The organism is uncultured Campylobacter sp. (genome assembly GCF_938045595.1).
Lineage (GTDB): Bacteria > Campylobacterota > Campylobacteria > Campylobacterales > Campylobacteraceae > Campylobacter_B.
The window spans coordinates 1-24,932 of record NZ_CALIBB010000017.1 but is presented as its reverse complement, the minus strand read 5'-3'; the positions used below and the strand labels follow the sequence as shown (position 1 = coordinate 24,932).

22 protein-coding genes are annotated in these 24,932 nt (G+C 43.8%); 12 read left to right on the top strand and 10 right to left on the bottom strand.

Going from position 1 to position 24,932, the window contains the following annotated elements; translation table 11 throughout:
• From Q0340_RS00575 to Q0340_RS00540, 8 genes are all read left to right on the top strand, one after another.
• On the top strand, positions 1–715 hold a 715-nt coding region (locus tag Q0340_RS00575), incomplete at its 5' end, for a hypothetical protein (RefSeq protein WP_298081731.1).
• Positions 712–1,506 carry a hypothetical protein gene (locus tag Q0340_RS00570; protein WP_298081730.1) on the top strand — a complete coding sequence of 265 codons (795 nt, stop codon included), beginning with the start codon at positions 712–714 and terminating at the stop codon, positions 1,504–1,506. The genes Q0340_RS00575 and Q0340_RS00570, both read left to right, overlap by 4 nt.
• Positions 1,507–1,509: 3 nt before the next feature.
• On the top strand, positions 1,510–2,823 hold the full coding sequence (locus tag Q0340_RS00565) for a TM1812 family CRISPR-associated protein (protein ID WP_298081729.1): 1,314 nt from the start codon (positions 1,510–1,512) through the stop codon (positions 2,821–2,823).
• Positions 2,820–3,200, top strand: a complete 381-nt coding sequence (gene csx20, locus Q0340_RS00560) for a CRISPR-associated protein Csx20 (RefSeq protein WP_298081728.1) — start codon at positions 2,820–2,822, stop codon at positions 3,198–3,200. Before Q0340_RS00565 ends, csx20 begins: the two co-directional genes overlap by 4 nt.
• On the top strand, positions 3,200–4,207 hold the full coding sequence (locus Q0340_RS00555; RefSeq protein ID WP_298081727.1) for a WYL domain-containing protein: 1,008 nt from the start codon (positions 3,200–3,202) through the stop codon (positions 4,205–4,207). Before csx20 ends, Q0340_RS00555 begins: the two co-directional genes overlap by 1 nt.
• Positions 4,208–4,581: 374 nt before the next feature.
• On the top strand, positions 4,582–6,207 hold the full coding sequence (gene dndC, locus Q0340_RS00550; protein ID WP_298081726.1) for a DNA phosphorothioation system sulfurtransferase DndC: 1,626 nt from the start codon (positions 4,582–4,584) through the stop codon (positions 6,205–6,207).
• On the top strand, positions 6,194–8,194 hold the full coding sequence (locus Q0340_RS00545) for an AAA family ATPase (protein WP_298081725.1): 2,001 nt from the start codon (positions 6,194–6,196) through the stop codon (positions 8,192–8,194). Before dndC ends, Q0340_RS00545 begins: the two co-directional genes overlap by 14 nt.
• Entirely contained in the window at positions 8,194–9,696 is a 1,503-nt protein-coding gene (locus Q0340_RS00540) for an FtsK/SpoIIIE domain-containing protein (protein WP_298081724.1), read from the top strand. The genes Q0340_RS00545 and Q0340_RS00540 overlap by 1 nt, the downstream gene beginning before the upstream one ends.
• A gap of 290 nt (positions 9,697–9,986) precedes the next feature.
• On the opposite strand, the gene Q0340_RS00535 is transcribed toward Q0340_RS00540, so the two are convergent.
• The 9 genes from Q0340_RS00535 to Q0340_RS00495 form a co-directional block, all read right to left on the bottom strand.
• The gene (locus tag Q0340_RS00535) at positions 9,987–10,520 is read right to left on the bottom strand and encodes a DUF3137 domain-containing protein (protein WP_298081723.1); all 534 of its coding nucleotides are present in this window, start codon (positions 10,518–10,520) and stop codon (positions 9,987–9,989) included.
• 49 nt (positions 10,521–10,569) lie between these two features.
• Positions 10,570–11,028, bottom strand: a complete 459-nt coding sequence (locus Q0340_RS00530) for a hypothetical protein (RefSeq protein WP_298081722.1) — start codon at positions 11,026–11,028, stop codon at positions 10,570–10,572.
• A gap of 131 nt (positions 11,029–11,159) precedes the next feature.
• Positions 11,160–11,738, bottom strand: a complete 579-nt coding sequence (gene purN / locus Q0340_RS00525; protein ID WP_298081721.1) for a phosphoribosylglycinamide formyltransferase — start codon at positions 11,736–11,738, stop codon at positions 11,160–11,162.
• Entirely contained in the window at positions 11,729–13,381 is a 1,653-nt protein-coding gene (locus Q0340_RS00520; RefSeq protein ID WP_298081720.1) for an NAD(P)H-hydrate dehydratase, read from the bottom strand. The genes purN and Q0340_RS00520 overlap by 10 nt, the downstream gene beginning before the upstream one ends.
• Positions 13,378–14,895: a YifB family Mg chelatase-like AAA ATPase gene (locus tag Q0340_RS00515; RefSeq protein WP_298081719.1), complete on the bottom strand. Its 1,518-nt coding sequence runs from the start codon at positions 14,893–14,895 to the stop codon at positions 13,378–13,380. Before Q0340_RS00515 ends, Q0340_RS00520 begins: the two co-directional genes overlap by 4 nt.
• A complete protein-coding gene (gene def, locus Q0340_RS00510) occupies positions 14,892–15,410 on the bottom strand; it encodes a peptide deformylase (RefSeq protein ID WP_298081718.1) in 519 nt (172 codons plus the stop codon). The genes Q0340_RS00515 and def overlap by 4 nt, the downstream gene beginning before the upstream one ends.
• Positions 15,411–15,995, bottom strand: coding sequence for an ATP-dependent Clp endopeptidase proteolytic subunit ClpP (gene clpP / locus Q0340_RS00505; protein ID WP_297918766.1), 585 nt, complete (start codon positions 15,993–15,995; stop codon positions 15,411–15,413).
• Positions 15,996–17,309, bottom strand: a complete 1,314-nt coding sequence (tig, locus tag Q0340_RS00500; protein WP_298081717.1) for a trigger factor — start codon at positions 17,307–17,309, stop codon at positions 15,996–15,998. It abuts the gene before it with no gap.
• 156 nt (positions 17,310–17,465) lie between these two features.
• The gene (locus Q0340_RS00495) at positions 17,466–19,616 is read right to left on the bottom strand and encodes a TonB-dependent receptor (RefSeq protein WP_298081716.1); all 2,151 of its coding nucleotides are present in this window, start codon (positions 19,614–19,616) and stop codon (positions 17,466–17,468) included.
• Between the two features lie 187 nt (positions 19,617–19,803).
• Here Q0340_RS00495 and folE point away from each other — a divergent pair, with 187 nt between their 5' ends.
• The 4 genes from folE (at position 19,804) to Q0340_RS00475 (ending at position 23,904) form a co-directional block, all read left to right on the top strand.
• Positions 19,804–20,388, top strand: a complete 585-nt coding sequence (gene folE / locus Q0340_RS00490; protein WP_298081715.1) for a GTP cyclohydrolase I FolE — start codon at positions 19,804–19,806, stop codon at positions 20,386–20,388.
• A gap of 111 nt (positions 20,389–20,499) precedes the next feature.
• A complete protein-coding gene (locus Q0340_RS00485; RefSeq protein ID WP_298081714.1) occupies positions 20,500–21,699 on the top strand; it encodes a NifS family cysteine desulfurase in 1,200 nt (399 codons plus the stop codon).
• A gap of 3 nt (positions 21,700–21,702) precedes the next feature.
• Positions 21,703–22,704 (top strand): iron-sulfur cluster assembly scaffold protein, encoded by a 1,002-nt coding sequence (locus Q0340_RS00480; RefSeq protein WP_298081713.1) that lies wholly within the window; start codon positions 21,703–21,705, stop codon positions 22,702–22,704.
• 411 nt (positions 22,705–23,115) lie between these two features.
• The gene (locus Q0340_RS00475; protein ID WP_298081712.1) at positions 23,116–23,904 is read left to right on the top strand and encodes a transporter substrate-binding domain-containing protein; all 789 of its coding nucleotides are present in this window, start codon (positions 23,116–23,118) and stop codon (positions 23,902–23,904) included.
• Positions 23,905–24,515: 611 nt separating this feature from the next.
• Here the strand turns inward: Q0340_RS00475 and Q0340_RS00470 are convergent.
• Positions 24,516–24,932, bottom strand: a 417-nt coding sequence (locus tag Q0340_RS00470; protein ID WP_298081711.1) for a rhodanese-like domain-containing protein, incomplete at its 5' end; no start/stop codon positions are given.

Genomic DNA, 24,932 nt, shown 5'->3' with positions numbered 1-24,932 from the left:
AGGTATGGCGAAGCCTTTAGGATACGGCAAAATTAAACTCAGCGTCTTAGACCTCAATGGATTCAGTAAAGAAGTTAAGGAGTATTTAAAGGATTTTGAGTCGGCTATGAACGGTGAAATTTTCGATGGCAAGATAAAATGGCACGAAAGCGAGCAGATAAAAAATTTATTTTCAATGGCTAGCGAGCAAGGCAACGAAGATAATTCTGAATTGGTATATATGAATCTTGAAGATTTTGCAAAAAGTAAAAATAGCGATCGTCGCTATTATTTGGATAGGTATATTAAACTTACAAATGTAAATGCGGTACAAGCAGTTCCATTATCCGATCAACAAAGCATATCGTTATATCAAAAATTTGCAAACGATCTAATAGAAAAAGAGAAGGCTTTAAAAGAGGAAATAGAACTTCGAAGAAAAGAAAAAGAGCTGCAAGAAGCTACAAGCAATATGAGCGAACTGGATAAAAGAATTTATAAGCTCAAAAACGATCCCATTTATAAAGATATGCCCGAAGCGACAGTCTTATTTAAAGCGATAAGTCAAACCGATAAATTTGACGATATGAAATTGGAAGCGCTTTGTGGGTTAAGAGATATGTTTAAAAAGACTGGAAGATGGAAAGAGCAGACCAAGCAAAAAAGGCCCGAAAAAGACAGAGACTATCAAGATACGTTAAAGATAATGGAGATGCTAAAGGAATTTAAAAAATGACGCATTACGAAAAAAGAAATTTTCAAAAAATAATCGTTTCGCTTTTGGGAAGCTCTCTTTTAGAGCGTAAAGCGTTTTTTATCATCGCGGGAGTATTGCTGTTTTTCGCTTGGTTGCCGGACGGAATGTCGTCGCTACTAGATAAAATTTTCGGCGGCGAAATTTTAAAATGGAGCGCCAAAGACGGCACTATGGCGGTTCAAATTTTAGGCTCTATAGCGATTTTTTGCGCAATTAAGCATATAATTCCTAAAAGCGTTCCAAACGTTGATATAGATATAAATGATAGACCCAAAAGAGCTAAAGTTCTGGTGCTATTTTTAAGCGAAAATAATGGCGGAATAGAAGAAATTTTGAAATTTAAAACTATCGATGAGTATGGAAGAAATAATTACAGAATGCCGCTAAAAGCGATAGATTATCATAAACAAAGACTTAAAAAGATTATAGTCGCTTGTTCTGAAAAATCTCACGGAGATAGAGAGAAATTTTTAAAATGCGTACAAAATCTCTTTGGCAAGGAGCTTGCTGATATGGCGAATGTACGATATATAAAGAATTTCGAAGACGCAAAAAGCGTCTATAAATTTTTAGAAAGCGTATATAGCCAGCTTAAGCAAGAGGGCTTTATGGAAGACGACATTGTATTTGATGTCACGGGAGGGCAAAAGGCGATAAGTATAGCTGGGGCGATGTTTGCGATACCAAACGACAGGCATTTGCAGTACGTCTCCACTAGCGATTATACTGTCAAGCACTATGATTTAACTTATATGCAAAATGAGGAGTAAAATATGAAAGTTGTAACGATTTTAGGAAAAGGTTATGTTAAGGAAGCCGAAGAAAGACCGATCTATGAATACGATGAGAAGCTTAAAAATTCGTATTCTTTAAAAAAGCAAAGATATACGAATATGCTTCCGCTTTTGATAGATAATTTCGGCGTTCAAAATATCGTACCTATTTTTACTGAAGATGCGAGAGATGATCAAATAAAAGTTTTAGAAAAGGAATTTAAAACAAGTCATATCGAGATATTTAACAATAAGAATTTCATTAGAGGCGATACGGATTTTTATGAAATTCTACGTATTATAAATGAAGCAACCAACGAAGACAATGAATATATAATCGATCTAACTCACGGCTTTAGGCATATTCCTATTTTAGCTACCATCTCACTTATATCTCAAAGCTTAAGCGATACGAATAAAATCAAACATATATTTTTTGCAAAAGAGATAATAAATCAAAAAAAGTATGAGATTATCGATTTAAAAGAATACTTAGAGCTTGCAAATATGTCGTATATGCTCGAAACATTCGATAAAAATTATACCGTTTCATTCGTAGCCGCGTTTGAAAACGAGGATTTTGAAAATTTAAGAGGCGAACTAACGAAATTTTCAAACGATATTCTTGCTAACTCGCTAAAAGCGTTAGAAAGCCGCTTTGATACAGTTTTACGATATATAGAAAATATCAAAAAGAACGAGCAAATTTTTACCTTTAAGTCCAGCCTCGATCAAATCAAAGATCATATAGAAAATTTAAAGCAAATCAGCAAAAAGAGGGATTACCAAAAATTATATGAAATGTCGGAAGTTCTTAATGTGAAGGGCTACTTATTAAACGCTATAACCTTGCTATTTGAGGCTATCGGGTACTATTGTGCAAGCGGAATAGAAAAAATTAGCCCAAAAACAGAAGCTTATGTAGCAAAATTTAAAAGTAGCGATATTTTTAATTCCTATGATTTAACAAATCAATCAAGAAATTTGGTAAAAATCGGTGAAAAGATGGACTCCTATCTGTTTGGAATGAAGAAGGCGCGAACGTATTTTGGATCTGACGAGAAAAAGCTTAGCAAAAAAGAAGCTAGCGAATATTTGCAAGATATAAAAGCTTTAGTCTGCAATAAACTAGAAGAAATTCCTAATATCGAAGAATTTAGAAATTTTATTTTTGACGCCGAGAATTTAAGAAATAATCTCGCTCATAGTAATAGCAGCGATGAAATTAAAAATCCGAAATTAAATTTCAAACGGCTTTTAGAAGACTATAAAAAATTCTGCATAAAGGACGATATTTTAGGGGTAAGCGCGTGAAAACCCTATTCACCCTAATAAACCACACCTTGACGTTGGAGCAAGAAGAAGATGCGAGGAAGAATTTAAATGTTGATAAATTCGTAAACATAGCCGATGCGAGGTGGAGCGATATCGACCCGTCTGAAAAAAGCATAATAAAATTTGTTGAAACATATAAAGATAAACTTAAAAAGCAAGCAAAAGCGGGTGACGTATTGCTGGTGCAGGGTGATTTCGGAGCGACTTATAATATGATAAGGTTTGCTAAAAATATGGGTCTGATAGCTGTGTATGCGACTACTAACCGCATCGTAAGTGAGCAGGTAGAAAACGACAAAGTCGTGATTAAACGAGAATTTAAACACGCAAGATTTAGAGAATACGAGGAGTTATAATGTCATCAGATGCAGACAATAAAACGATAGTTATCTTTGAAATTTTAAAAAAGTTAGTTGCAAAGCAAGAAATTTATCTTACCGATACAGAGCTTTTAGATGAGTTAAGGATTAAGGAAAGAACGCTTAGAAGGTATATGGGCGAAATCGACAAGCTATTTCCAGACGCTTTTAGGATAGAAAGCAAGCTCATAGGGCATGGCAAGAGACCGGTAAAAGTATTAAGAGTATATGACAAAAACAAAGATATAATCGGCGTTTTAAAATGTCTTTTAGAATATGGCAATGATCTAGGCTGGTTAATTAGTTTATTAAACGCAAATGATCCTAGGTTGTTTAACGATTTAGATAAACATGAAAAAGAAAAGGTATCTAAACAATTAAAAGAGGATTCGGACGTATTTTTATTTAGAACCAATCCTTTGGAGGTTTTGCAAGATGGGCTAAGTAAAAGATATTTGAGCGAGCTTCAAAATGCCGTTAAAAATAAAGAATGCCGAAATATCAAGTATAAATATATCGGTGAAATGGAGAATTTAATCGATGCGAAATGTCTAAAGATAGTTTTTACTGACAGTAATTGGTATTTGGCTATCGAGGATGCCGAGGGAAATTTTAGGCTTTTAAGAGTGGCTTTTATCGTATCGCTTAGTAAAAGCTCAAAAAAATACGAAGGAAAGATCTTGAAGGAATACGAAACGTATTTTAATAAGATACAAAACGCTATGAGCTTGCCCTCCGAGCCATTGCGAAGGGCGCTATTAAAAGCCTCCCCGAAAGTGGCTATATATTTTAAGGAGGGTATGAAGCTGTTTTTCCCAACTCAAAAATTTAAAAAGAAGCTTGAAGATGGCAGCATTATTTTTAGCATAGATTTTACTCAGGATATGGAGATATTGCCATTTATAAAAAAGTGGCTTCCGGATATCGAAATTTTAGAGCCAAAAGATCTAAGAGAAACCTTTAAAGAGCAATTAAAAGCGGCTCTTGATATATTAAGTGAGTAGAAAAGACACGCATTGTCACGCTAATAGCGAAACGAAATTTACTCCGAGTCTATTCACGCGCTACGAAGCGGTAAAATTTTAGAGGGTTTGATGAAATTTAGGACGTCGCCGCAATCTCATATAAAGATCGTGCATCGTAAGCGGTAGCGATGAGAGGTCAAATATGCTATTCAAAGTAAATTTTATATAGGTATAAATTTCTAGGCTAGAAGTAAAATTTAGCAAAAAATTTCCATGTGGCTAAATTTTTCAAAGCAAGTGCTGCTATTATTTCATATGACTACACGGAGTTGTTGTATAAATTTTTGGGTATTTAAGTAAAATTTTACGCCGTGGATATTATAATTCACAAAAGTACAAAAAAGGAGGCGGTTGTGTCTAGATCAAGCATTCTTAAAAGCAATGTAAGATCTAGAATCTCGTCGGTTTCCTCTCTAGCCTCTCTTGAAAATAGCGCTATTATAGATATCAGGTCGCGAAGTGCTTATCTGGCAGATCATATTGCAAATTCTGTAAACCTAACCACTAAAGATGAAATTTTAGATTTTATAGAGCGAAATCCAAAGGCTCAGTATATTCTTTGTTGCTTTAGTTCGACTCGCGCGCAAAATTTAGCAAAGCAAATAGATAATCCATTAGTAAAATTTTACGATGGCAATTTAATTGAGGCTAAAGAAAGCGGCGTGCAATTTACCTCTAGCGATGATAGATTTATTGCGCTTTTAAACGATACAAGAGCACAGATTTTAGCACGTTATAAAAAATATAAACGTGCGTGGATTGTTACTTTTAGCGGCGGTAAGGATTCTACCTGTGTTTTGCAGTTAATGTATGAAATGATAACCAAGCTGCCTAAAGATGAGTTAAATCCTACTTATGCGATACTTTCAGATACTTTAGTAGAAGCTCCTAATGTAGCCGTTTATTTTAAAAATATTGTAAAGGCGATAAATTTAGATGCCAAGATGCGTGGACTTCCTTTTGAAATAATAGTTGCTCATCCATCGCCGCAAAATGAATTCTGGGTAAATCTTATTGGTAAAGGTTATCCAAGTCCTACGCGTATATTTCGATGGTGTACAGAACGTCTAAAAATAAATCCTATGAAATCGATTGTAAAAAGTATCGTAGAAAAGCATGGAAGTGCAATAATGACGCTAGGCGTACGAAAAAGTGAGAGTATGAATCGTCGTCGAAGTATAGAAAAGCGCACTGTTAGCGAGGATGGATTTAGTAAACATGATGACTACGAGAATGTACTAATTTATTCGCCGATCACCGAGTGGCTTACAGAGGATGTTTGGAGCTATCTTACTACGCAAAATCCGCCACCTTGGGGCATTAGTCACGCTAAGTTATTTTCGCTTTATTCGCAGGCTAGTGGCGATGAATGTCAGTTTATAATCGATAAGTCGCAAAGTAGCTGCGGTGGAAGCCGCTTTGGATGTTGGGTATGTACGCTGGTAAACGAAGATAAATCTATGCAAGGCTTCATAAAAAGCGGTGAGAGCTCGTTGGCGGTATTAAATGAATTTCGGAATTTTATAAAGGAGGCTAGGGAAAATCGTTCAATGAGGTGCGATTTTAAAAAAGATGGTAGTTTTCGTCCAGGGCCTTTTACGTCTTCGGCGCGAAAAGAAATTCTAAGAAGGCTTTTGCGCGCCGAAGCAGAATTTAAGGCGTGCGGCGGCAGTGAGCTAATTAGTGACGAACAACTAGGAATGATCGCTAAGATTTGGGAAAAAGAATTCGATAGCGAAAGCTCGTGTATTACAATATCAAAGGAGTTTGGCAGAATGCAAAATATTGAAATTTCAACGCCCATATTAGAGGATGTTGATTTAATCGATACGACAAGTAAGGGTGGAGAGGCGGCAAAGCGCATTATCTCAGAAATAGTGCGAAAAGAAGGTATCAAGGATAACGAAATTTATGAGATCATTATGAAAAATATTGATGATGAAACGGCGAAGCTAGGAGATAGTGATGATATTTTATAAACGCATTACGATTTGTAATCTTTTTGCTTATTATGGTGAACAGAATGTAGAATTTACCTTGTCACAAGGCAAGCCCATATATTTACTTTTCGGAAGGAATGGATTCGGCAAGACTAGCTTTATAAGAAGCGTGAAATTACTTTTTGCAGGAAGCGGAATGCTAGATATAGGCGAAAATGTACCGGAGGTCGTATTAAATTTTACTGGCACACGTAGCAGAGGTGTTTTTACACCTAGGGTCCTACTGCTAGGTCAAAATAGCGAAAACGGATGGCGGGGCGCTTTTAACCGTCGTGCGCTTAGCAACGACGAGAATAAATTCTATATTGAGTTAGTGCTTGATGAAGATGAACGCGAGATAATCATTAGGAGAGAGTGGAGTAGATTTCCTGATCTATGCGAAAAGTTAATTTTTATAAAAGACGGCGAGCGGCTGGAAAACAATCAAGCTCGCGAGGAGATCGAGAGAATTCTACCGTTAAATTTTTTACAGTTTTTTGTATTCGACGGCGAAGAGATCGAGGCGATGGCAGACGAGGTTAGCACCGAGCTAAAAGATAAAATTCAAAGCATGTTGAATATTGCCGTATTAGATAGATTATCGGATCAGATCAATAAGGCGGAAAGAGAACTAATCTCACAAAGTAATATGGCAAGTAAAATTAAATCTGATCTAGACTTATGCGAGGGCCGACAAAAAAGCGAGGAAGAGCGCTTGCAAAATGCTAAAATAAATATAAAATTTTACGAAGCTCAAGTGAGCGATAAATCTGCCGCTATAACTGCTAAAAAGAAAGAATTGGAAGGTAAGATAAGGAGCAATTCTAAAGAAAGCGAGGGTCTGCAAAATGCTAAAGATGCTGCTATGGCTGACCTGCAAAGAGCCAAGCAAAGTATTGCAGAATTCGGTGGGGAAATTTTATTTGCAGGATTAGACGAATTCTTCTCAGAACTTTTATCTAGGATAGAAAAGAGTAGTGATACTAGCGGGTTCAATAAAGAAAGCCTTACTAAGTTAGCCAAATTTAGCGCAGATTACTTATTGCGTGAAAAAATAGGGTTTAAATGCGACGCGATAGATTTAAATACATATTTACGCGATGCGTTTTTAGAATTTATCAAAAATAATGACGGAGAATTTAAAGGAATTAATAAAAGCACCATTCCTATCGTTTATAGCGCTGCTAAAGAAAATTCCGTTAAACTTTTAGATGCCGTAAGAGACGCTAAAAATGCTAAGTCTGATATCTCTCGTATCTCACGCAATCTAGATGATCTCATTTCAGATTCATCGGTTGATACGGAATTGGCTAGTCTAAACGAGGAGATCGAGGCGTTAGAGGTAGAAAAGTTGGAAGCGAGCGAGAACCTAAGAAAAAATATCGAACAAAAAACCAATTCTGAAAAGCATATAGGCGAGCTAGAAATAGAAATTGCTGCGTTAAAAGATAAAGCGGCCCGCGACTTGCGTATTAAAAAGAAGTTGAATTTGCTATCGGAGATTAAGACTCAGATTATCACCTATAAATCGGGACGCATAACAAGAACCGGAGAGAGACTAAAAGATAAAATTTTGTCTAATTATAAGCATCTAATCGCCGAGGATAACGTAGCGGACATTAAGATCGATAACTTCATCGTGAAATTTATCGATGCAAGCGGAGAAGCTATTGCTGTACGAAGCCAGAGTGCAGGTCAGAAACAAATTGCTGCGATTAGCATATTTTGGGCGTTATCTAAGTTAAGCGATAGATGCTTGCCTCTTATTATTGATACTCCACTAGCCAGACTAGATGCCTCTAACCGTAAGAATGTCATTCAAAACTATTATGCAAATGCGTCCAATCAAGTTATCGTGTTACCTACAGATACTGAATTTAGCCAAAGAGAGCTGGAATTTGCAAGCGGTAAAATCGCAGGGATTTACGACATCACTAATGATAAAGATTCACGAGATAGTGCAAGCATAAAACCAAGGAGAGAATAATGCTAGGGAAAATTTATACCAAAGCCGGCGAAGAGAATTTCATTGCTAATATTATAAAAAATTCTCTAGCCGTAGATGTGCCTAAATATGTAATTTTGAGGATGGCAATTAACAAATCCTTTCGCTTAGAATATAAAAGTTTAGATAATCCATGTTATGCTAATTTCATCCTATACGATGGATTCTCTAGTGGGGGCGGAGAATATAATATGTCCCAAGTAACTGGCAGCGGCAAAGAATCTAAAGACTATACAGATATTTTGCGTGCAGCTTTTATGCTAAGGCATAAGAGTGAAAATCTAGATTTTAGCGACGATGCAATTTTTATTAGTGCTATCGAAAAATATATCCATCGTGGACTTTACGAGCTAAATAATCTCTACAAAAGCAAGGATGACTTTTATCAATTCCTGATTGATGAATTTAGCGTTACAATAGAGCCAAAAATTCTACCTACAGAAGAATCAATTTCTGAAAGGGTAGATGAGGATAAGATACGAGAATATTTTACTTCCGCCGGTATAAAAGCAGAAATTCTATCTAGTGACCATGCATTGCGTCACGACGTATTTAAAATCCGCTTTAAAGATATGAAAGACTATGCCCGGGTTGAAAACGAAGTTGATGACTACAAGGTAAAATTTGGTCTTTACTCCGATGCTTTAACACAATACGCGGGTGAACAGATGAGCTTAAATTTATATTTGCCTAGACCTAAAAGTCAGTGGAAAAAATTTGATGCAGATGATTTTGGTTTCGATATATCTAGCTATACAAAAAGCTACGCCTTGCCTGCTTATTGCGGTCGCAATATCAAAAATGAGGCATTTTTCTTTGATTTATCACAGCACTTGCTTATCGGTGGTACTAGCGGTAGCGGCAAGTCCATGCTTTTACATACGCTCATTACGTCGCTAGCAATGTTAAATCAAAATATACGCTTTGTACTCATAGATCCTAAAAATGGAGCTGAGTTTGGTATTTACGACAAACTAAGAAGTTTAAGCGAGCTTGGCGGAGTAGTCAAGGATATATCTCATACACAAACCGTGATTGATGCTGTCATTAAGGAAATGGATAGACGTTATAGCGTTCTAGCCAAAGAAGGTGTTAGTAAAAACGCTGAACTTTCTACTCCGATGCCAAGCATGGTTGTAGTTTTCGATGAAGTTGCTGATGCTTTCGGTCAGATTAAGATGCTTCAAGATAGTATCGTGATCTTGGCACAAAAGGCTCGTGCTGCGGACATTCATCTAATCATAGCGACCCAAACGCCCAATGCAAATATTTTTAAGCAAGAATTGCGCGCAAATTTTGATTTACGAATCGCATTAAAAGTGCAAAATGCCAAAGCCTCTCAGATTGTCTTGGACGAAAGCGGAGCTGAAAAACTTCTAGGCGCAGGCGATATGCTAGTAAAACTAAGTGGTTCACAGCCGCAGCATATATTTGCACCGTATTTAAGCAAGGGCGATGTTAAACGGCTTTTAGAGCTAAAATAGATCGCTGATTTTGTCACAATATGCTAGGATAAAAATTTAAAATCCGCGCGGCGTTTTGTAAGCTGCTTGCTTCTATTTTATCACAATATGCTAGGATAAAAATAGCTAAAAGCCCTAAATCCTATGTCGTAAAATTTGCATCGCTAAAAAATTTTATAAATTTCATGGTTTAAATGCCCTTGAAATTTCAAATAGAATTTTGTTGCAGCGGTTGCGGCGTAGTAGCTCGTAAATTTAAAGCGAAAGCCTAAAATTTTGCAGCGATCTATACCTTAAATCAGAGCTTTAATTCAATCCTGCCAGATATTTTCGTTTAGTTTCAGACTTTTTACGATGGAGAGAAAGAATAGAAGCTCGTGCTTGATAAACGCGGCGGGATCAAAGCCAAATACGCTGCGATCTACGCTAGGCTCGAAACTATCGTATCCCGTGCGGATGAAAATATAGACGTTTCTATCAGAAAAGCTTAAACTGATCGGTCCGCCGGCACCGCTTCTAAAGCGAAGCAAGCGCCGCATAAAGGCGGGTGTGAGGGCATACATTGCAGACACCGCATCGGCGCTATATACGCTAAACGCGGAGCTAAACTCGCTATCGTCCATCGCGATCTTCTTAAGTCCGCCAAGTGTTGGTCTCGCGCTGAGCGAAGGCAGGATCACCGCCACCGAGTTTACGCGCTTTTTAAATTCTGCGTAGAAAAATATCCCCCTGCTGCTACGTCGTTCGTCAGTATGAGTCACGCAAACATCCGCAAAGCTGAAAAATACTCCGTCATAAACGCCGGAAATTTTATCTTCGCAATCAAAATAGCTTATGCCGTCCACAAATAGACCGCTAGCGCGTAGATACGCCGGCCTAAACGAGCCTGAAATTTCATAGCGGTAGCCTAAGGCTTGCGATATAAGGCGCGATATATTGGTGTTTAAAGGCGCGGACGAATTTTTTGGATCTATTATATTTGATCCGCTCCAGCGCGGCATCCGCGATATTAAACAAAGAAAGGCAGATGGTTACGAGTGCGATGACGAAGCGCAAGGTATCATTCTCGCACATTTCTACGCCTTTGGCAAGCATCCACAGCAAGGTGCAAAAGATAAATACGCGCACTATATTTGCATCTTTATTCACTACTCTAAAAGAGATGCTGCCGCAGCTAAATACCACTATGATCCAGCAGAGGCCTACTGCTGCTTCTTGATCTCTAAAATTGAAAAATAGCCACAGCGCCGAGGCTAGCACCGCTAGTGCTATTATCGAAAACGCCGTGCCTTTGCGCTGCTCCGCCTCATCCAGGATGCCGAGCCTTAGTTTTTCCAGTTCGTTTGCGGTCATCTTTCTCTTTCTAAATTTAGCTAGTAAATTTTAAAATTTAATACTTAGAGTTCGCCCCTAAAATTTAAAGAACTAAGCTTTAAAATTTATAAAATTCCGCGGAATTTCGATCTTTAAATTCCGCGTAAAATTTAGCTTTGGCACAAAATTTCTACGATTACCTGCGGCAATAGCTCATGCTCGATCTCGTGGATTTTGGTCTCGTAAGCTTCAAGGCTCATTCCTGCGCTCTTTTCAAACGCGCGCTGAGCGATGATCGCGCCGCCGTCAAGCTCCTCGCTGACCCAATGCACGCTCACGCCGCCCACCTTCATATCGCTCTCGAAACTCTCTTTTATCGCGTGCGCGCCCTTAAAAAGCGGCAGCAGCGATGGGTGCAGGTTTATCGCGCGAACTCTGCTCGTAAAAACGGGCGTGAGAATCCGCATAAAGCCGGCAAGCACCGTAAGTTCCGCACCGCTTTTTTCGATCTCGCGCACGAGCGCGGCGTCGAATTCCTCGCGGCTAGCGAACTCTTTGTGATTTAGGATCACGCTTTTAAGCCCGAATTTTGCGGCTTTTGCTATGCCGCCGGCGTTAGCTTTGTTAGTTAGTGTTAGGACGACTTCGATCTTGGTTTCGCCAAAAACCTTGCCGTGTAGCTTCTGCAAGATCGCCTCCAAATTTGAGCCGCTACCGCTAAAAAGCACGGCGAGCTTTTTCACAACCATTTTACCTCCTCGATGAGATCGAGCGGATTTAGCGCGTAGGAGTTTTTGGCGAAGGCTCGCGCGGCGAGTGCGTGGGCTAGGACGCCGCAGATCGAGGCTTGCAGAGGCGAGTAGCTTTGCGCGAGCAGCCCGCCGATGAGCCCTGCTAGCACGTCGCCGCTACCGCCCTTTGCGAGCACGGCGCTACCCTTGTCGCAGACGTAGATGATGCCTGCCTGCGCGATGAGCGTGTTTGCGCCCTTTAGCACGAGCACACCGCTAAATTTCTCGCTCCACGTCCGCGCAAGCTCGAAGCGCCGCTCTTGCAGCTCGCTCACGCTAAGATCTGCGATGCCCGCGATCTTTAAAAGCGAGCAGAACTCCTTCGGATGGGGCGTTAGGATTAAATTTGAATTGGCGTTTAGCAGGCTTAAAATTTCACGCTCGTAGCACAGATCGGCGTCGATGACGCAGCTTTTGTCCCGCAGCGCGGCAAGATCGATCTTCCGCTCCCCGAGGCCGCAGCCGCAAACCACGACCCGCGCGTGCTCAAATGAGCTTTTTTGCATCAAAATCGGGCTTAGATTTAATGGTCCCTCACTAACGACGCTAACGAGCCCGCTGCCGATCGCGTGAGCCGCCAGAGCCGCCATCTGCGCTGCTCCGCTCATCTGCCCGCTTACGACGTAGGTGTGCCCGAAGTCGCCCTTGTTGGTGTTTTGCTTCCTGCGTAGCGGCAGCTTCAGATCGCTTTTTTGAAGCAGAAAATATTCGCTCCGCCCTTCAAAATTTAAGCGCGAAATTCCAAGATTTGCGACCTTGATCCGCCCTATGTAATCCTTCGCCGCATCCGAAAACAGCGCGAGCTTCAGCGCGCCCATCGCGATCGTCAGATCCGCGCAAAACGTAGCTCCTAAAACGCGACCGTTTTTATCAATGCCGCTTGGAATATCTACGGCGATTTTTAGGGATTTCGTGCCGTTTGCGAGAGATAAAATTTCACAAATTTCAGAGCTTAAGGCTTTGTTTAAACCGCTGCCGAAAATCCCGTCGATTATGCAGTCTGCGCTTGTAATCTCATCGTGCAGTATGCGCGGTTCACCGCATTCGTTGCCTAGATTGCCGAAATCTCCGCCGTCTTTTGCGGTTTCAAATTTAGCGCTTGTAAATTTCGCGCATAATTTATCGTCGCCGCCTGAAATATTTGCGCCGTTTAGGCCTTCGCGTTCGTTATCAGGCTCGCCCTCACAAGAGCCGGCACCCTTTAAGGAGGAGCCGCTTGCACTTTCGTGCGCACAAGCATCCTTGATAGACGCGCCCTCTACGCGCCCGCAATCGTCTTTTGCGCTCGCAATGTCGATAAGCTTAACGCCTGCAGCCTGCGCCGCATCCGCTTGAAATTTGCCCGCCGCGCTTCTATTTTCCAGCACGCAAAGCGCCGCACAGCTAAAATCGCCGCTTAGCTTTCGTAGCGCCGCCATCGCGTCCGCGCCGTTATTCCCGCCGCCGCAAAGCGCCAAAACGCGCGAGCCCTTTTTGAGCCGCTTTCTGATCTCGCTCTCGATCCTGCCGGCGGCATTTTCCATTAAAATTTGCTCGCTAAGTCCAAATTTCGCGCTTGCTTGCGCGTCGAGTTCTGCGGTGCTAAAGAAAATTTTTTTCAAATTTCGTTCCTTATGCGAAAGCTAAGAGCCTCCAAAATATGCGCCTTAGCGATGATTTCGGCGCCTGCTAGATCGGCGATCGTGCGCGCAAGCTTTAGCGTCTTATTCACGCCGCGCTGCGAAAGATCGTAGCGGGTGATCGCCGTTTGCAAAACCTCTCGCGCAGCGCTTTCGCAGACGCAAAATTTTTCGGTTTCCTCGTCGCGCAGCTTTGCGTTTAGCTCGCTCTGCCCCCGAGCCTTTTGCGCGCGAAACGCCCGCAACACCGCATCTGCCATCTCCTCGCTGCAAACGTCGCTTCTGTCGTCCGCACCGGTCTCGTCCATCGCGACGTATATGTCGATGCGATCGAGTAGCGGCGCAGAGATCGTGTTTTTGTAGCGCCTGATGTCGTTTAGCGAGCAGGTGCAGGTGAGGTTTTTGGAGAATAGATTTCCGCACGGGCAGGGGTTTTGCGCCGCGACGAAGATAAATTTCGTTTGGTATTCGACCTTGGAATTTACGCGCGAAATCAAAATTCTATTATCTTCTAACGGCTCGCGCAGGCTTTCTAAAATTTGCTTGCCGAAGTGCGGCAGCTCGTCGAAAAACAGTTCGCCGCCGTTTGCGAGCGCGACCTCGCCGATCTTTGCGCCGCTACTGCCGCCGCCGAAAATCGAGCTGCGCGTGCTGGTGTGGTGCGGCGAGCGGAAGGGGCGCAGTGCGCTAAAATCGACGTCTTTGTTATTTAACGACTCGTAGGCGCACGAGAGCAGCACTTCGCCCAGGCTCTGCGGAGGCAGAATCCTGGCTATCCGCTTTGCGCACATGCTTTTGCCGCAGCCCGGGCTGCCCTCGAAGAGGATATTGTGCATACCGCATGCGGCGATCAGGCTCGCGCGTTTAGCGCGCTTTTGCCCTTTGACGTCTTTGAAATCGAGCGAAAAGTCGCGGTTAGGGACGTAAGCTTGCCCGTCAATCTCCACGACGTTTTTAAAAAGCGGATGGACTTCTCGCATGAGCCTGCTTGCGGCGAACTCCTCGTCTAAAAAAAATCTGACCGCATCGCTTAGGCTATCCACCGCATAAACGTCGTAGTTTGGGATCGTGCAGGCCTTTAGAGCTATGCTTTGCGGCACTAAAATTTTAGCGCGCTTCACCTTCGTGCTTAAAAAAAGCAGGATCGAAAAGAGGCTCGCCGTGCTCTTTAAACTGCCGTCTAAACCGAGCTCGCCGAAGACGAAGAAATCGCCGTCGATGCGCTCTTTTTGCAGCGCGATTAGAAGCGCGATCGCAAGATCGAAGTGCGAGCCGTTTTTGGGCGTGTCGGAGGGGGAGAGATTTATGATGATTTTGGATGCGGGAAATTTAAAATTTAGGCTCACAAGCGCGGCTTTTACGCGACTTTCGCTCTCTTTTATCGTAGCGCCCGCAAGACCGACGATATTAAATCCCGGCAGCCCCCGCACGAATGTCGACTCGACCTCTACGGGGATCAGAGCATCCGTGAAGGCAGCGCATTTTAGGGATTTCATTTCGATTTTTCTTTTAGGCTTTTTTTGAATTCTTTATCAAATTTTTTGCGTTTGTTGTATCCGATGCGCTCGATAAAAAGATGTCCGTCGAGGTGGTCCATCTCGTGCTGGATACAGACGGCTAGCAGCTCGCTAGCATCCATTTCGCGGGTATTGCCGGCGCGGTCTTGAAACTGCACCGTGATAAACTCGGCGCGCGTTACGTCCTCATAAAAACCCGGCACCGACAGGCAGCCCTCCTGAAATACGACCTCGCCTTCCTTTTTTAAAATTTGCGGATTGATGATCTCGATGAGGTCTTTTTTGTCTTGGATTTTTTCCTCGTTGGCTAAATTTATAATCAAAGCACGCACGGGCCTGCCTACCTGGATGGCGGCAAGGCCTATGCCGTTTTTTGCGATCATCGTCTCATACATATCATCCAAAAGCTCGCCCAGCGCCGCGTCGAATTTCACGACCTCGGTCGATCTTTGATAAAGCTTTTTATTCGGATAGGTAAGGACGTCCAGGATCATCTATTTAAAGCTCTTTTGAAGTACTTGATCGATCAGTCCGTATTGCACTGCATCCTCGGCGCTCATAAAAAAGTCGCGATCGGTGTCCTTTTCGACCTGCGCGAGATCTTTGCCGGAATTTTGCGAAAGGATGTTATTTAAAATTTCTTTCATTCGTAAAATTTCTTTAGCTTGGATTTCGATGTCGGTAGCCTGGCCCTGCGCGCCGCCTAGGGGCTGATGGATCATTATGCGCGAGTTTGGAAGCGCGTAGCGTTTGCCTTTTGCGCCGCAGCTTAGCAAAAATGCCCCCATCGACGCCGCTTGACCGATACAGATCGTGCTTACGTCCGGTTTGATGTAATTCATCGTGTCATAAATGCTAAATCCGCTCGTAACCACGCCGCCCGGGGAGTTGATGTATAGATAGATATCTTTATCGGGATCCTCCGCTTCCAAAAACAGAAGCTGCGCGACGATCGAGCTTGCTACTGCGTCGTCGATCTCGCCGCTAAGCATTACGATACGGTCTTTTAGTAGCCTCGAGTAGATGTCGTAGCTGCGCTCTCCGCGGCCGGTCTGCTCTATAACGTAAGGAATCACCATCTATTCACCCTTCTCTTCTTTTTTGCCCTGCTTTGAGAAAATATCGTTAAATAGCTTCTCCTCGATTAGCGCCATTTTAACGGCCGGCAGCATGCCGTTGTTGCGGTATCTATTTAGATGCTCCTTCGGATCGGCGCCGTAGGTGTAGGCCTCCATATAGACCGCTTGGACGAGCTCCTGATCGCTCACGTCGATCTTGCGCTTTTTGGCTAGCTCGTCGATTAGGAATGTCAGTTTTACGCTGTTTTCGGCAGCCTTTCTAAACTCTTCGCGCTTTTTATCCAGGGCGTCTTTGTTGTTTTTAAATTCCTCGATCTGCTCTTTTGAAAAGCCGCTCCAGGCGTTGTTAAACTGCAAATTAATCTCCTGCTCGACGATCGCTTTTGGAAGCGCGAAGTTAAATTTCTCGGCGAGCGCGTCGGCAAATTTAGGCTTTAGATCCTCGTTTATAAGCTTTTGAAGCTTATCGTTTTTGATGCGCTCTTTGATGCGCGCTTCAAATTTCTCCTTGCTCGGCTCTTTCTCGCCCGGAAGCGCTTGCTTTAACTCCTCCTCGCCGAGCTCTTTGGCAGGTTTTTTAGCCTGAATTTCGTGAAGCTTGACTTTAAAGATCGCGTCCTTGCCGGCTAAGCTTTTCGCGCCGTAATCTTGCGGAAATTTAACCGCTACGTCGCGTTCCTCACCCACTCTAAGTCCGATCATACCGTCCTCAAAGCCCGGGATAAATTGATTTGAGCCGATCTGAAGGACGTAATCCTGCGCCTTGCCGCCGTCGAATGGCTTGCCGTCCACGAAGCCTTCGAAGTCGAATTTTGCAAAATCGTCTTTGGCTAGAATTTTTTTGTTGGTTTTAGAAAGCGGCGCGATCATCTGCAAAAATTCCGCCACTTTCTCGTCGATCTCTTTTTGAGTAACGCGCGGACTGCTAAATTTAGGGATCAGCTCCTCGTACCCCTCAACGCTAACCTCGGGTCTGAAAGAAATTTCGATCTCAACGTCAATGTCGCCTTTGTTTTCGTCAAATTTAGAAAAGACCGGCTCGGATAAAATTTCCTCCTGTTTTTTCTTTAAAATTTTAAGAGACTCGTCGATCATATTTTTAAGAAGCTCCTGCTTTGCATCGCCCTCAAGCTGCTTGCCGTATCGCTTCAAAACCACCGCGGTAGGCACTTTGCCCTGTCTAAATCCGTCGATTCTTAGCTGCTTGGAGGCCTTTTTGGCTAGCTCTTCTACTTTGGCTGCGATCTGCTTTGCTTCGATCTTGCTCGCAGCGACCGCATTTGCGGCGTCTTTCATTTTTGCTTTTACTTCCATAAAATTCCTTTAGAAAATTTAAAAATAGCTCGTAATATATCAAAAAATTTCTTATTTAAAGTATAAATTCCTAAAATTTGCCGAGCCTAAGCGGCTCGCGGCTTTTAAATTTTAAAATTTTAAGAGCCCGCCTTGAAATTTAAAGCGGGCTTGAGGCTAAAATTTTACCGATACGTTAAACATAAACTGCCGCGCGTAGCCCATTTGAATAGGTATCACGCTCGTAGTCGTGCCGGTCGAGGATGAGGTGTAGTATTTTTTGTCGGTCAAATTTTTGACGTTGAACGAAAAATTCGTATCATAGCCCGAAATTTTAGTATCGTAGCTCACGAAGGCGTCATAAACTACGGCGTGAGGCAGCTTAAACGCCGTTCCTGCGGGCACGCTCGGTAGGTTCATGCGCATATAGTAGGTGTACCAAGAGCCGAAGTATCGCGCGCCGCCGCCCAGCCTAAGCCCCTTTGCGCCTAGATGCGCGAAATCGTAGTTGGCAAATAGGCTTGCTTGGTGCTTCGGCGTCGCTTCCAGCGGTTTGCCGATTAGCACCGCAAAAGCGCCGTCGTCCTCGCGCACCCTCGTTTTGGTGTATGCGTAGCTTGCCGACATGCTAAGCCCCTGCGTCACGCGCCCGTTTATATCGAGTTCAAATCCTCGCGAGCGAGCCTTGCCGATCGTCTCACTTATATTATTTACCGTTCGCAGGATGTTTCTTTTATCGATATTAAACACCGCCGCACCCGCAGTGACTCGATCGTTTTGAAATTTAGTGCCGAGCTCCACGGATTTGCCTTCCTCCGGCTTTAGATCGCCGCCTATCGCCTCGCCTATTGACATCTGCGGCGTGAAGCTTTGCGCGTAGTTAGTATATACCGACCACTGCGGGCTTAACAGGTACAAAAGCCCGCCCTGATAGGTCGTAGCGGCCTTTTTCTGATCGGTGTTGTTCGGTCCTTGCCAGCTTTGTTTGGCTACTTGATCGTAAAATTCCCTACGCACGCCCAAAGAAAGTATCAAATCGTCGGTTAAATTTATATTATCTTGCGTGTAAAGTCCTATCGTTCTTAGTTTTTGATATTGTATTTTTGGCTCTCTATCGTTCGTTAAGACGGCGCCCGAAGCGGTCTGTCCGGTAAGCATATTGATGCGCCCTGCGGTGCCTTTTAGCGCGCCCGGGCGGTATCTGTAGTAGTTTTTGTAATCCGTGCCGAAAAGGACGTCGTGCTTAAGCGGACCCGTTTCAAATTTGCCGTTTAGCGTGACGCTTGCTGCGTGCGTGCGGTGTATGAAATTATCGTAGTAGTTATACGATCGCGTCGTGCCGGTAAGGCCTTGGGGCGTAAATGGATTGTTCGGACGGACGTAGCCGTATTCGTGCTTGCTGCGCGAGAAAGCGTAAGCGCCTTTTAATATCCAATCCTCGTTAAATTCCTTCTCAAAGCCGAAATCAACCGTATCGAGCTTGCTTTGTAGTTTATTTACCGGCTCGTCGAAGCGGACTTTGCCACTACCGTAAATTTTACCCGTACTCGGCACCAAAAACGCGCCGCGATCCACCGGATCGGTAGAGCGGCTATGGGTGTAGCCTAAGCTTATCGAATAATCGTCTCCTTGATACGCAAGCGACGGCGCAAAGAGCGTGTTTTTTATACCGCCGAAATTTCGCCAATAATCCTTCGCGTAGTAATCGAATATAAATCTATACGCAAAGCCGCTGTCTGCGATCGGCCCTGTAGTATCAAATCCCGCGTCCCAATAGTTGCGATTGCCCAGCCCGCCCCAAATTTCATTTATAAACTCATACTGCGGCTTTTTGGTTACCATGTTTATGACTCCGCCCGGTTGCTGCGCACCGTAGAGCATGCTCGCGGGCCCTTTTAGAACCTCGACGGATTGAATGGTTTTGTTGAAATTGTGCATCACGGCGCCCGGCACGCCGTTGCGCATAATCGAGCCGTCGCGACCCTCGCCGAAGCCACGCTTGATGATCGCATCGAAAATATTTCCCGTCGTATTTGCATAGCTTATGCCGCTTACGTTTTGCAGCGATTCCGCTAAGGTTTCTGGCTTTTTGTCCTTTAGATGCTGCTGCGTTACGACATTTACGGTTTGCGGAATTTCTAAAATTCTCTTAGTCGTCTTGCCGATCTCACTGCGTACGGCGCGGTAACCGTCGTCGTTATTCGCCCATTCTACGACCTCGATATCGCCTAGGTTTTCGCCCGAGGCGGAGCTTGCCGCGGCGTTTTGTTCGGCGCAAGCAAAGGAAAAAAGCGCCAAAGCCGCGCCAAAACTCATCTTAAATTTCATTACCGAACTCCTTGTAGATAAAGCTTATCGAAACGGCGGATTTTAAACAAAAATTTCTTAAATTTAAATATATTATCATTAACATAATGAGATTGATAAAATTTCGCGCGGAATTTTAAAATTTATCAGCGTTATAAAAGGCGTTTTTGAGTAATATCGCGCATCGATTTTTAAGGAATTGCTAAAAATGGACGAAAAGAGCCGAGTAAAATTTGAAAACTGCGTGTCGCAGATGCTTGAAATTTTAGGCGAGGATCCGAAGCGCGACGGGCTTGCGAAGACGCCCGAGCGCGTAGCTAAAGCCTATGAGTTTCTAACTAGCGGCTACGAGCTGGACCCAAAAGAAATTTTAAACGACGCGCTGTTTGAGAGCAGCAACAACGAGATGGTTTTGATAAAAGATATAGAATTTTATAGCCTCTGCGAGCACCATCTGCTGCCTATCATCGGGCGCGCGCACGTCGCGTATATCCCGAATAAAAAGGTCGTGGGGCTTAGCAAAATTCCGCGTATGGTAAATATTTTCGCGCGCAGGCTGCAGATCCAAGAGCAGCTTACCGAGCAGATCGCAAGCGCAATCCAAGAGGTAATCCATCCGCTCGGCGTGGGCGTGGTGCTGCAGGCGCGGCACATGTGCATGGAGATGCGCGGCGTGCAAAAGATCAACTCGACCACGACTACGTCGGCACTGCGGGGGCTTTTTATCAGCCGAAACGACACGCGCAAGGAATTTTTCGATCTAATAAATTCTCCGAAAACTTTCGGTTTTTAAAAAGGTAAGCGTTAAAGAAAAATTTAGCAATTATGTTATATTATCGTGCGAAATTGATAAAAGAGCGAAATTGTCTGATTAAATTTCAGACAAATTTTAGAAAGGAATTTTATGCAGCGCGTTTATTTGGATAATAACGCCACTACGATGGTCGATCCCGAAGTTTTTGAGGAGATGAAGCCGTTTTTTTGCGATAAATACGGCAACCCAAACTCCCTTCACAGCTTCGGCAGCGAGACTCACCCTGCGCTAAGAACTGCGATGGATAGGCTCTATGCGGGACTCGGCGCTGCGGACGCGGACGATATCGTCATCACGAGCTGTGCGACCGAGAGCAATAACTGGGTTTTAAAAGGAATTTACTACGATAAAATTCTAACCGGCGAGAAGGATAATATCGTCATAAGCTCCGTCGAGCACCCCGCAATCAGCGCGACCTGTGCTTTTCTAGAAAAAATTTGCGGCGTAAAGATTACTCGCTTGGGCGTCGATAAAGATGGACTAATCGATCTTGACGAGCTTAGCGAAAAGATCGACGACAAAACCGCGCTTGTTAGCGTGATGTGGGCAAATAACGAAACCGGCACTATCTTCCCCGTAAAAAAAATCGCACAAATCGCACACGAGCATGGCGCACTATATCATGCCGACGCGGTGCAAGCGATAGGTAAGATAAAGGTGAACGTGCGCGATGCGGATGTGGATTTTTTGAGCCTTTCCGGGCATAAATTTCACGCTCCAAAGGGCGTCGGCGCACTCTACATAAAAGATAGTAAGCCGCTTACGAGCCTACTTCACGGCGGCGAGCAGATGGGCGGGCGCCGCAGCGGCACGCTAAACGTAGCGGGCATCGTGGGGCTCGGCAAAGCCTTGGAGCTAGCGAATAAATTTATGGATTTTGAGCGCACTCAGGTAAGCAGACTGCGCGATAAGCTGGAGGATGCGCTTTTGCAAATTTCAAGCGTAAGCGTCGTGGGCGATCGCAGCATTCGCGTGCCAAATACCATCCTCGCCTCGATCCAAGGCGTCGAGGGGGAGGCGATGCTGTGGGATCTGAATAAAGCGGGCATAGCCGCTTCTACCGGCTCTGCGTGTGCGAGCGAGGCGCTTGAGAATAACCCGATAATGGAAGCGATCGGCGCGGATAAAGAGCTAGCGCATACGGCGCTAAGGCTTTCGCTGTCGCGCTTTACGACGGAGGCGGAGATCGATTACGCGATCGAACATATAGGCAAAGCTATCGCTCGTCTGCGCGGGATTTCAAGCACATTTGCTTATGCGCCGCAAGGTTATGAGAAAAATAAAGGATAAAAAATGGCAAAAAATAGTTTGATAAACGGCTCTATCTGGGAGCAATACTCGCAAAAAGTGCAGGACCGCATGAATAATCCTCGCTATATGGGCGAGATCACCGAGGAGGAGGCGAAGGCTAGAGGTGGTAAGCTAGTGGTCGCAGACTTCGGCGCCGAGAGCTGCGGCGATGCGGTGCGGTTATATTGGCTAATAGATCCTAAAACCGATAGAATTTTAGACGCTAAATTTAAAAGCTTCGGCTGCGGCACGGCGATTGCGAGTTCGGACACGATGGCTGAGCTTTGTATCGGCAAGACCGTCGATCAAGCGGTAAAGATTACAAATTTAGACGTAGAGCACGCGATGCGCGATAATCCCGATGAGCCTGCCGTGCCACCGCAAAAGATGCACTGCTCGGTCATGGCATATGATGTCATCAAGCAGGCTGCAGCGAATTATAAGGGCGTCGATCCCGCGCATTTTGAGGATGAGATCATCGTGTGCGACTGTGCGCGCGTAAGCCTCGGCACGATCAAAGAAGTTATCCGCCTAAACGACCTTCACACGGTCGAGGAGATCACGCAATACACCAAAGCAGGTGCGTTTTGCAAATCCTGCGTGCGCCCGGGCGGACACGAGGAGAAGGATTATTATCTGGTTGATATTTTAAAGCAAACCAGAGAGGAGATGGAGCGAGAGAGGCTTCAAGCTCAAGCCAACGTGAGTGCCGCTACTAGCGCGAAAGCGGGAGCTGAGATGAGCTTTGAGCAGCTAAATTTGATCGGTAAATTTAAAGCGGTTGAAGGGGTGCTTGATGAGGATATCCGTCCGATGCTTCAGATGGACGGCGGCAATCTCGACGTCATCGACATCAGGCCCGCAGACGATGGCAAAACCGATATCTACATCCGCTACTTAGGCGCTTGTAGCGGCTGCGCCAGCGGTGCGAGCGGTACGCTGTATGCGATAGAAAACGTCTTGCAAGAAAACCTTAGCCCAAACATCCGCGTAATGCCGATCTAGGCTTATCGGTCGCTACGTTTCATCTTGGCTTGGTCTTTACGAAATTTTAAGAGCTTGGCTTCTGTATAATTGATGCAGTGCTAAATTTCGCCCCTTAGTTAAATTCGCAATTAGACGTTAAATCTGCGTAGAATTTCGCCGTTTGCTTTTAAGAATATCGCAAATTTCGCTAAGGTTTTCTAGCGTGAAATTCATCTGTAAAATCTTGTTTATAAATTTAATTAAAAGCTTTTTATTTCGCTCGTGTAAGTTTTTTATGAGATTTCGTTTGTAAATTGGGCATAAAATTTTCTTCGCAAATTTCGTCTTTTCATAAATTTCGATGAAAATGCGCCATAAATCGCAGAATTTTAGCTGGATATAATTTCTTTTTATTATAATTGCGCCTTATTTCAACTAAAAGGGGAGCAAATGAAAGTATTTGTTTTGGCGGCTCTGCTACTTGGTTTTCTATCTGCAAATTCTTTGGATCAGATCAAAAAAGATAGGCTCGTTCGCATCGGTGTATATAACGATCAGCCGCCGTTTAGTGCGCTCGTAGACGGCAAATACAGGGGATTTGAGATTGCTCTTGGCGAGAAGCTCGGCAAGGAGATTTTCGGCGATAATCCTGGCAAGGTAAAATTTATCCCGATCACGGCTTCAAGACGCATTAGCGCTTTACAGCGCAATGAAGCGGATATGGTGATTGCGACCTTTACTCCGACGCCCGCGCGAGCGAAAAAAGTAGATTTTTCGGAGCCTTATTTTAAGGTGCAGGTAGGTGTGCTAGCCAAAAAAGGCGAAAATGTCACGAGCTTCGATCAGCTGCGCAAAAAGAGGATTTTCGTCATCAAACACTCTCCTATTCACAATTTCTTACGCAAAGCGGGCTTTAGAAAGAATTTAAACTTTTGCGCCAGCTCGGCTAAATGCTACCGCGCTTTCAAAAGGGCGAAAAATGCCGTGCATGTCGATGATAACCTAATCCTGCACGCATACGCAATCATCGATAATAAAACGCAGGTTGCTTTGGATGGTCTAGGTAAGCAAACTTACAACGCAATCGCCGTGCAGAAGGGCAATAATGCGCTGCTAGAGCTAATCAATACATCTTTAGCGGGACTAAAAAAAGACGGATTTTTGGATAAGACCTTTGATGATACGCTCGGGATTTTTTATCATGGCACGATCGATAAGAAGGAATTCTTGGTTGAATAAAATTTCGTGCAGAATTTAATTCGTGCGTTTGACTTCCGCGCAAAATTCGCTTCATTGTAATGATGGAGCGAGAAAAATACGTTGCGGGCTTAATTTGCTTTTAGAATTCGGTCTTGATTTTGCTTGCCTCTCCTAAAGTGCAAATTTTATCGAAATTGGTGAGGCTATTTAAAACGCACGCACCACTAGCGCGAAATTCCATTTTCAGAAGTAAAATTTTTAAGCGATTAGGTTGCATTTAAAATTTACGCAACTTTTATAGAGTCTGTTTCAATTTTACATCCCGCAAAACTCGCGCTAGCTTGTAAAATTCTATTTTTAAGCTCTAAATACTTGCTTTCCCGTTACAACTTTATGATTTAAATTTCAAAAATTCCTCTAAAAGAAGTTAAACCTCCAAGCGCCATTATCGCCTCGGTATGGAGAATTTAAAATTTATGCTCTGCATCGAAGGCAGATCTTATGCAAAGTAGGCGCCAAATGAGCAGGCGGAGCAAATAATTTCAAATTTAGCGGTATCTGTCTTATCGGCGCCGCGAAGCTGCATATTACAAAGACGCGGCGAATACAAAAAATGGTCGTAAAATTTTACCTCAAGAGCCAATCTTGATTTATTTTACCAGCTCGTAATTATACTCTTTCGTGCCGTCGAGTAGATTTGTGACGTCATATCCTCGCTCGTTTAGGGCTTTGGCTAGCTTGGCGCTGCGGTTGCCGCTGTAGCAGTGCGTGATTATCCTTTTGTCTTTGTTGGCCTCAAGCACGTCCTTATAGTTTTCTAAAGGCTCGCCATCAGGAATATTTATCGCGCCCTTCATATGCCCCGCGTCGTAGTCTTGCTTCTGCCTAGCGTCGATGATCAGCACGTTCGGCTCATTTGCTATTTTTAAAAACCCCTCCGCGTTTATGCTGCCGACCTTATACAGCTCGTAGTCGTACTGCTTCACGCCAGGCGCGTTCATAAGCATATTGAAGCCCTTTTGTTTAAGCAGATCAAGCGCCTTGCCGCTGCGATTACCGGTATTGCA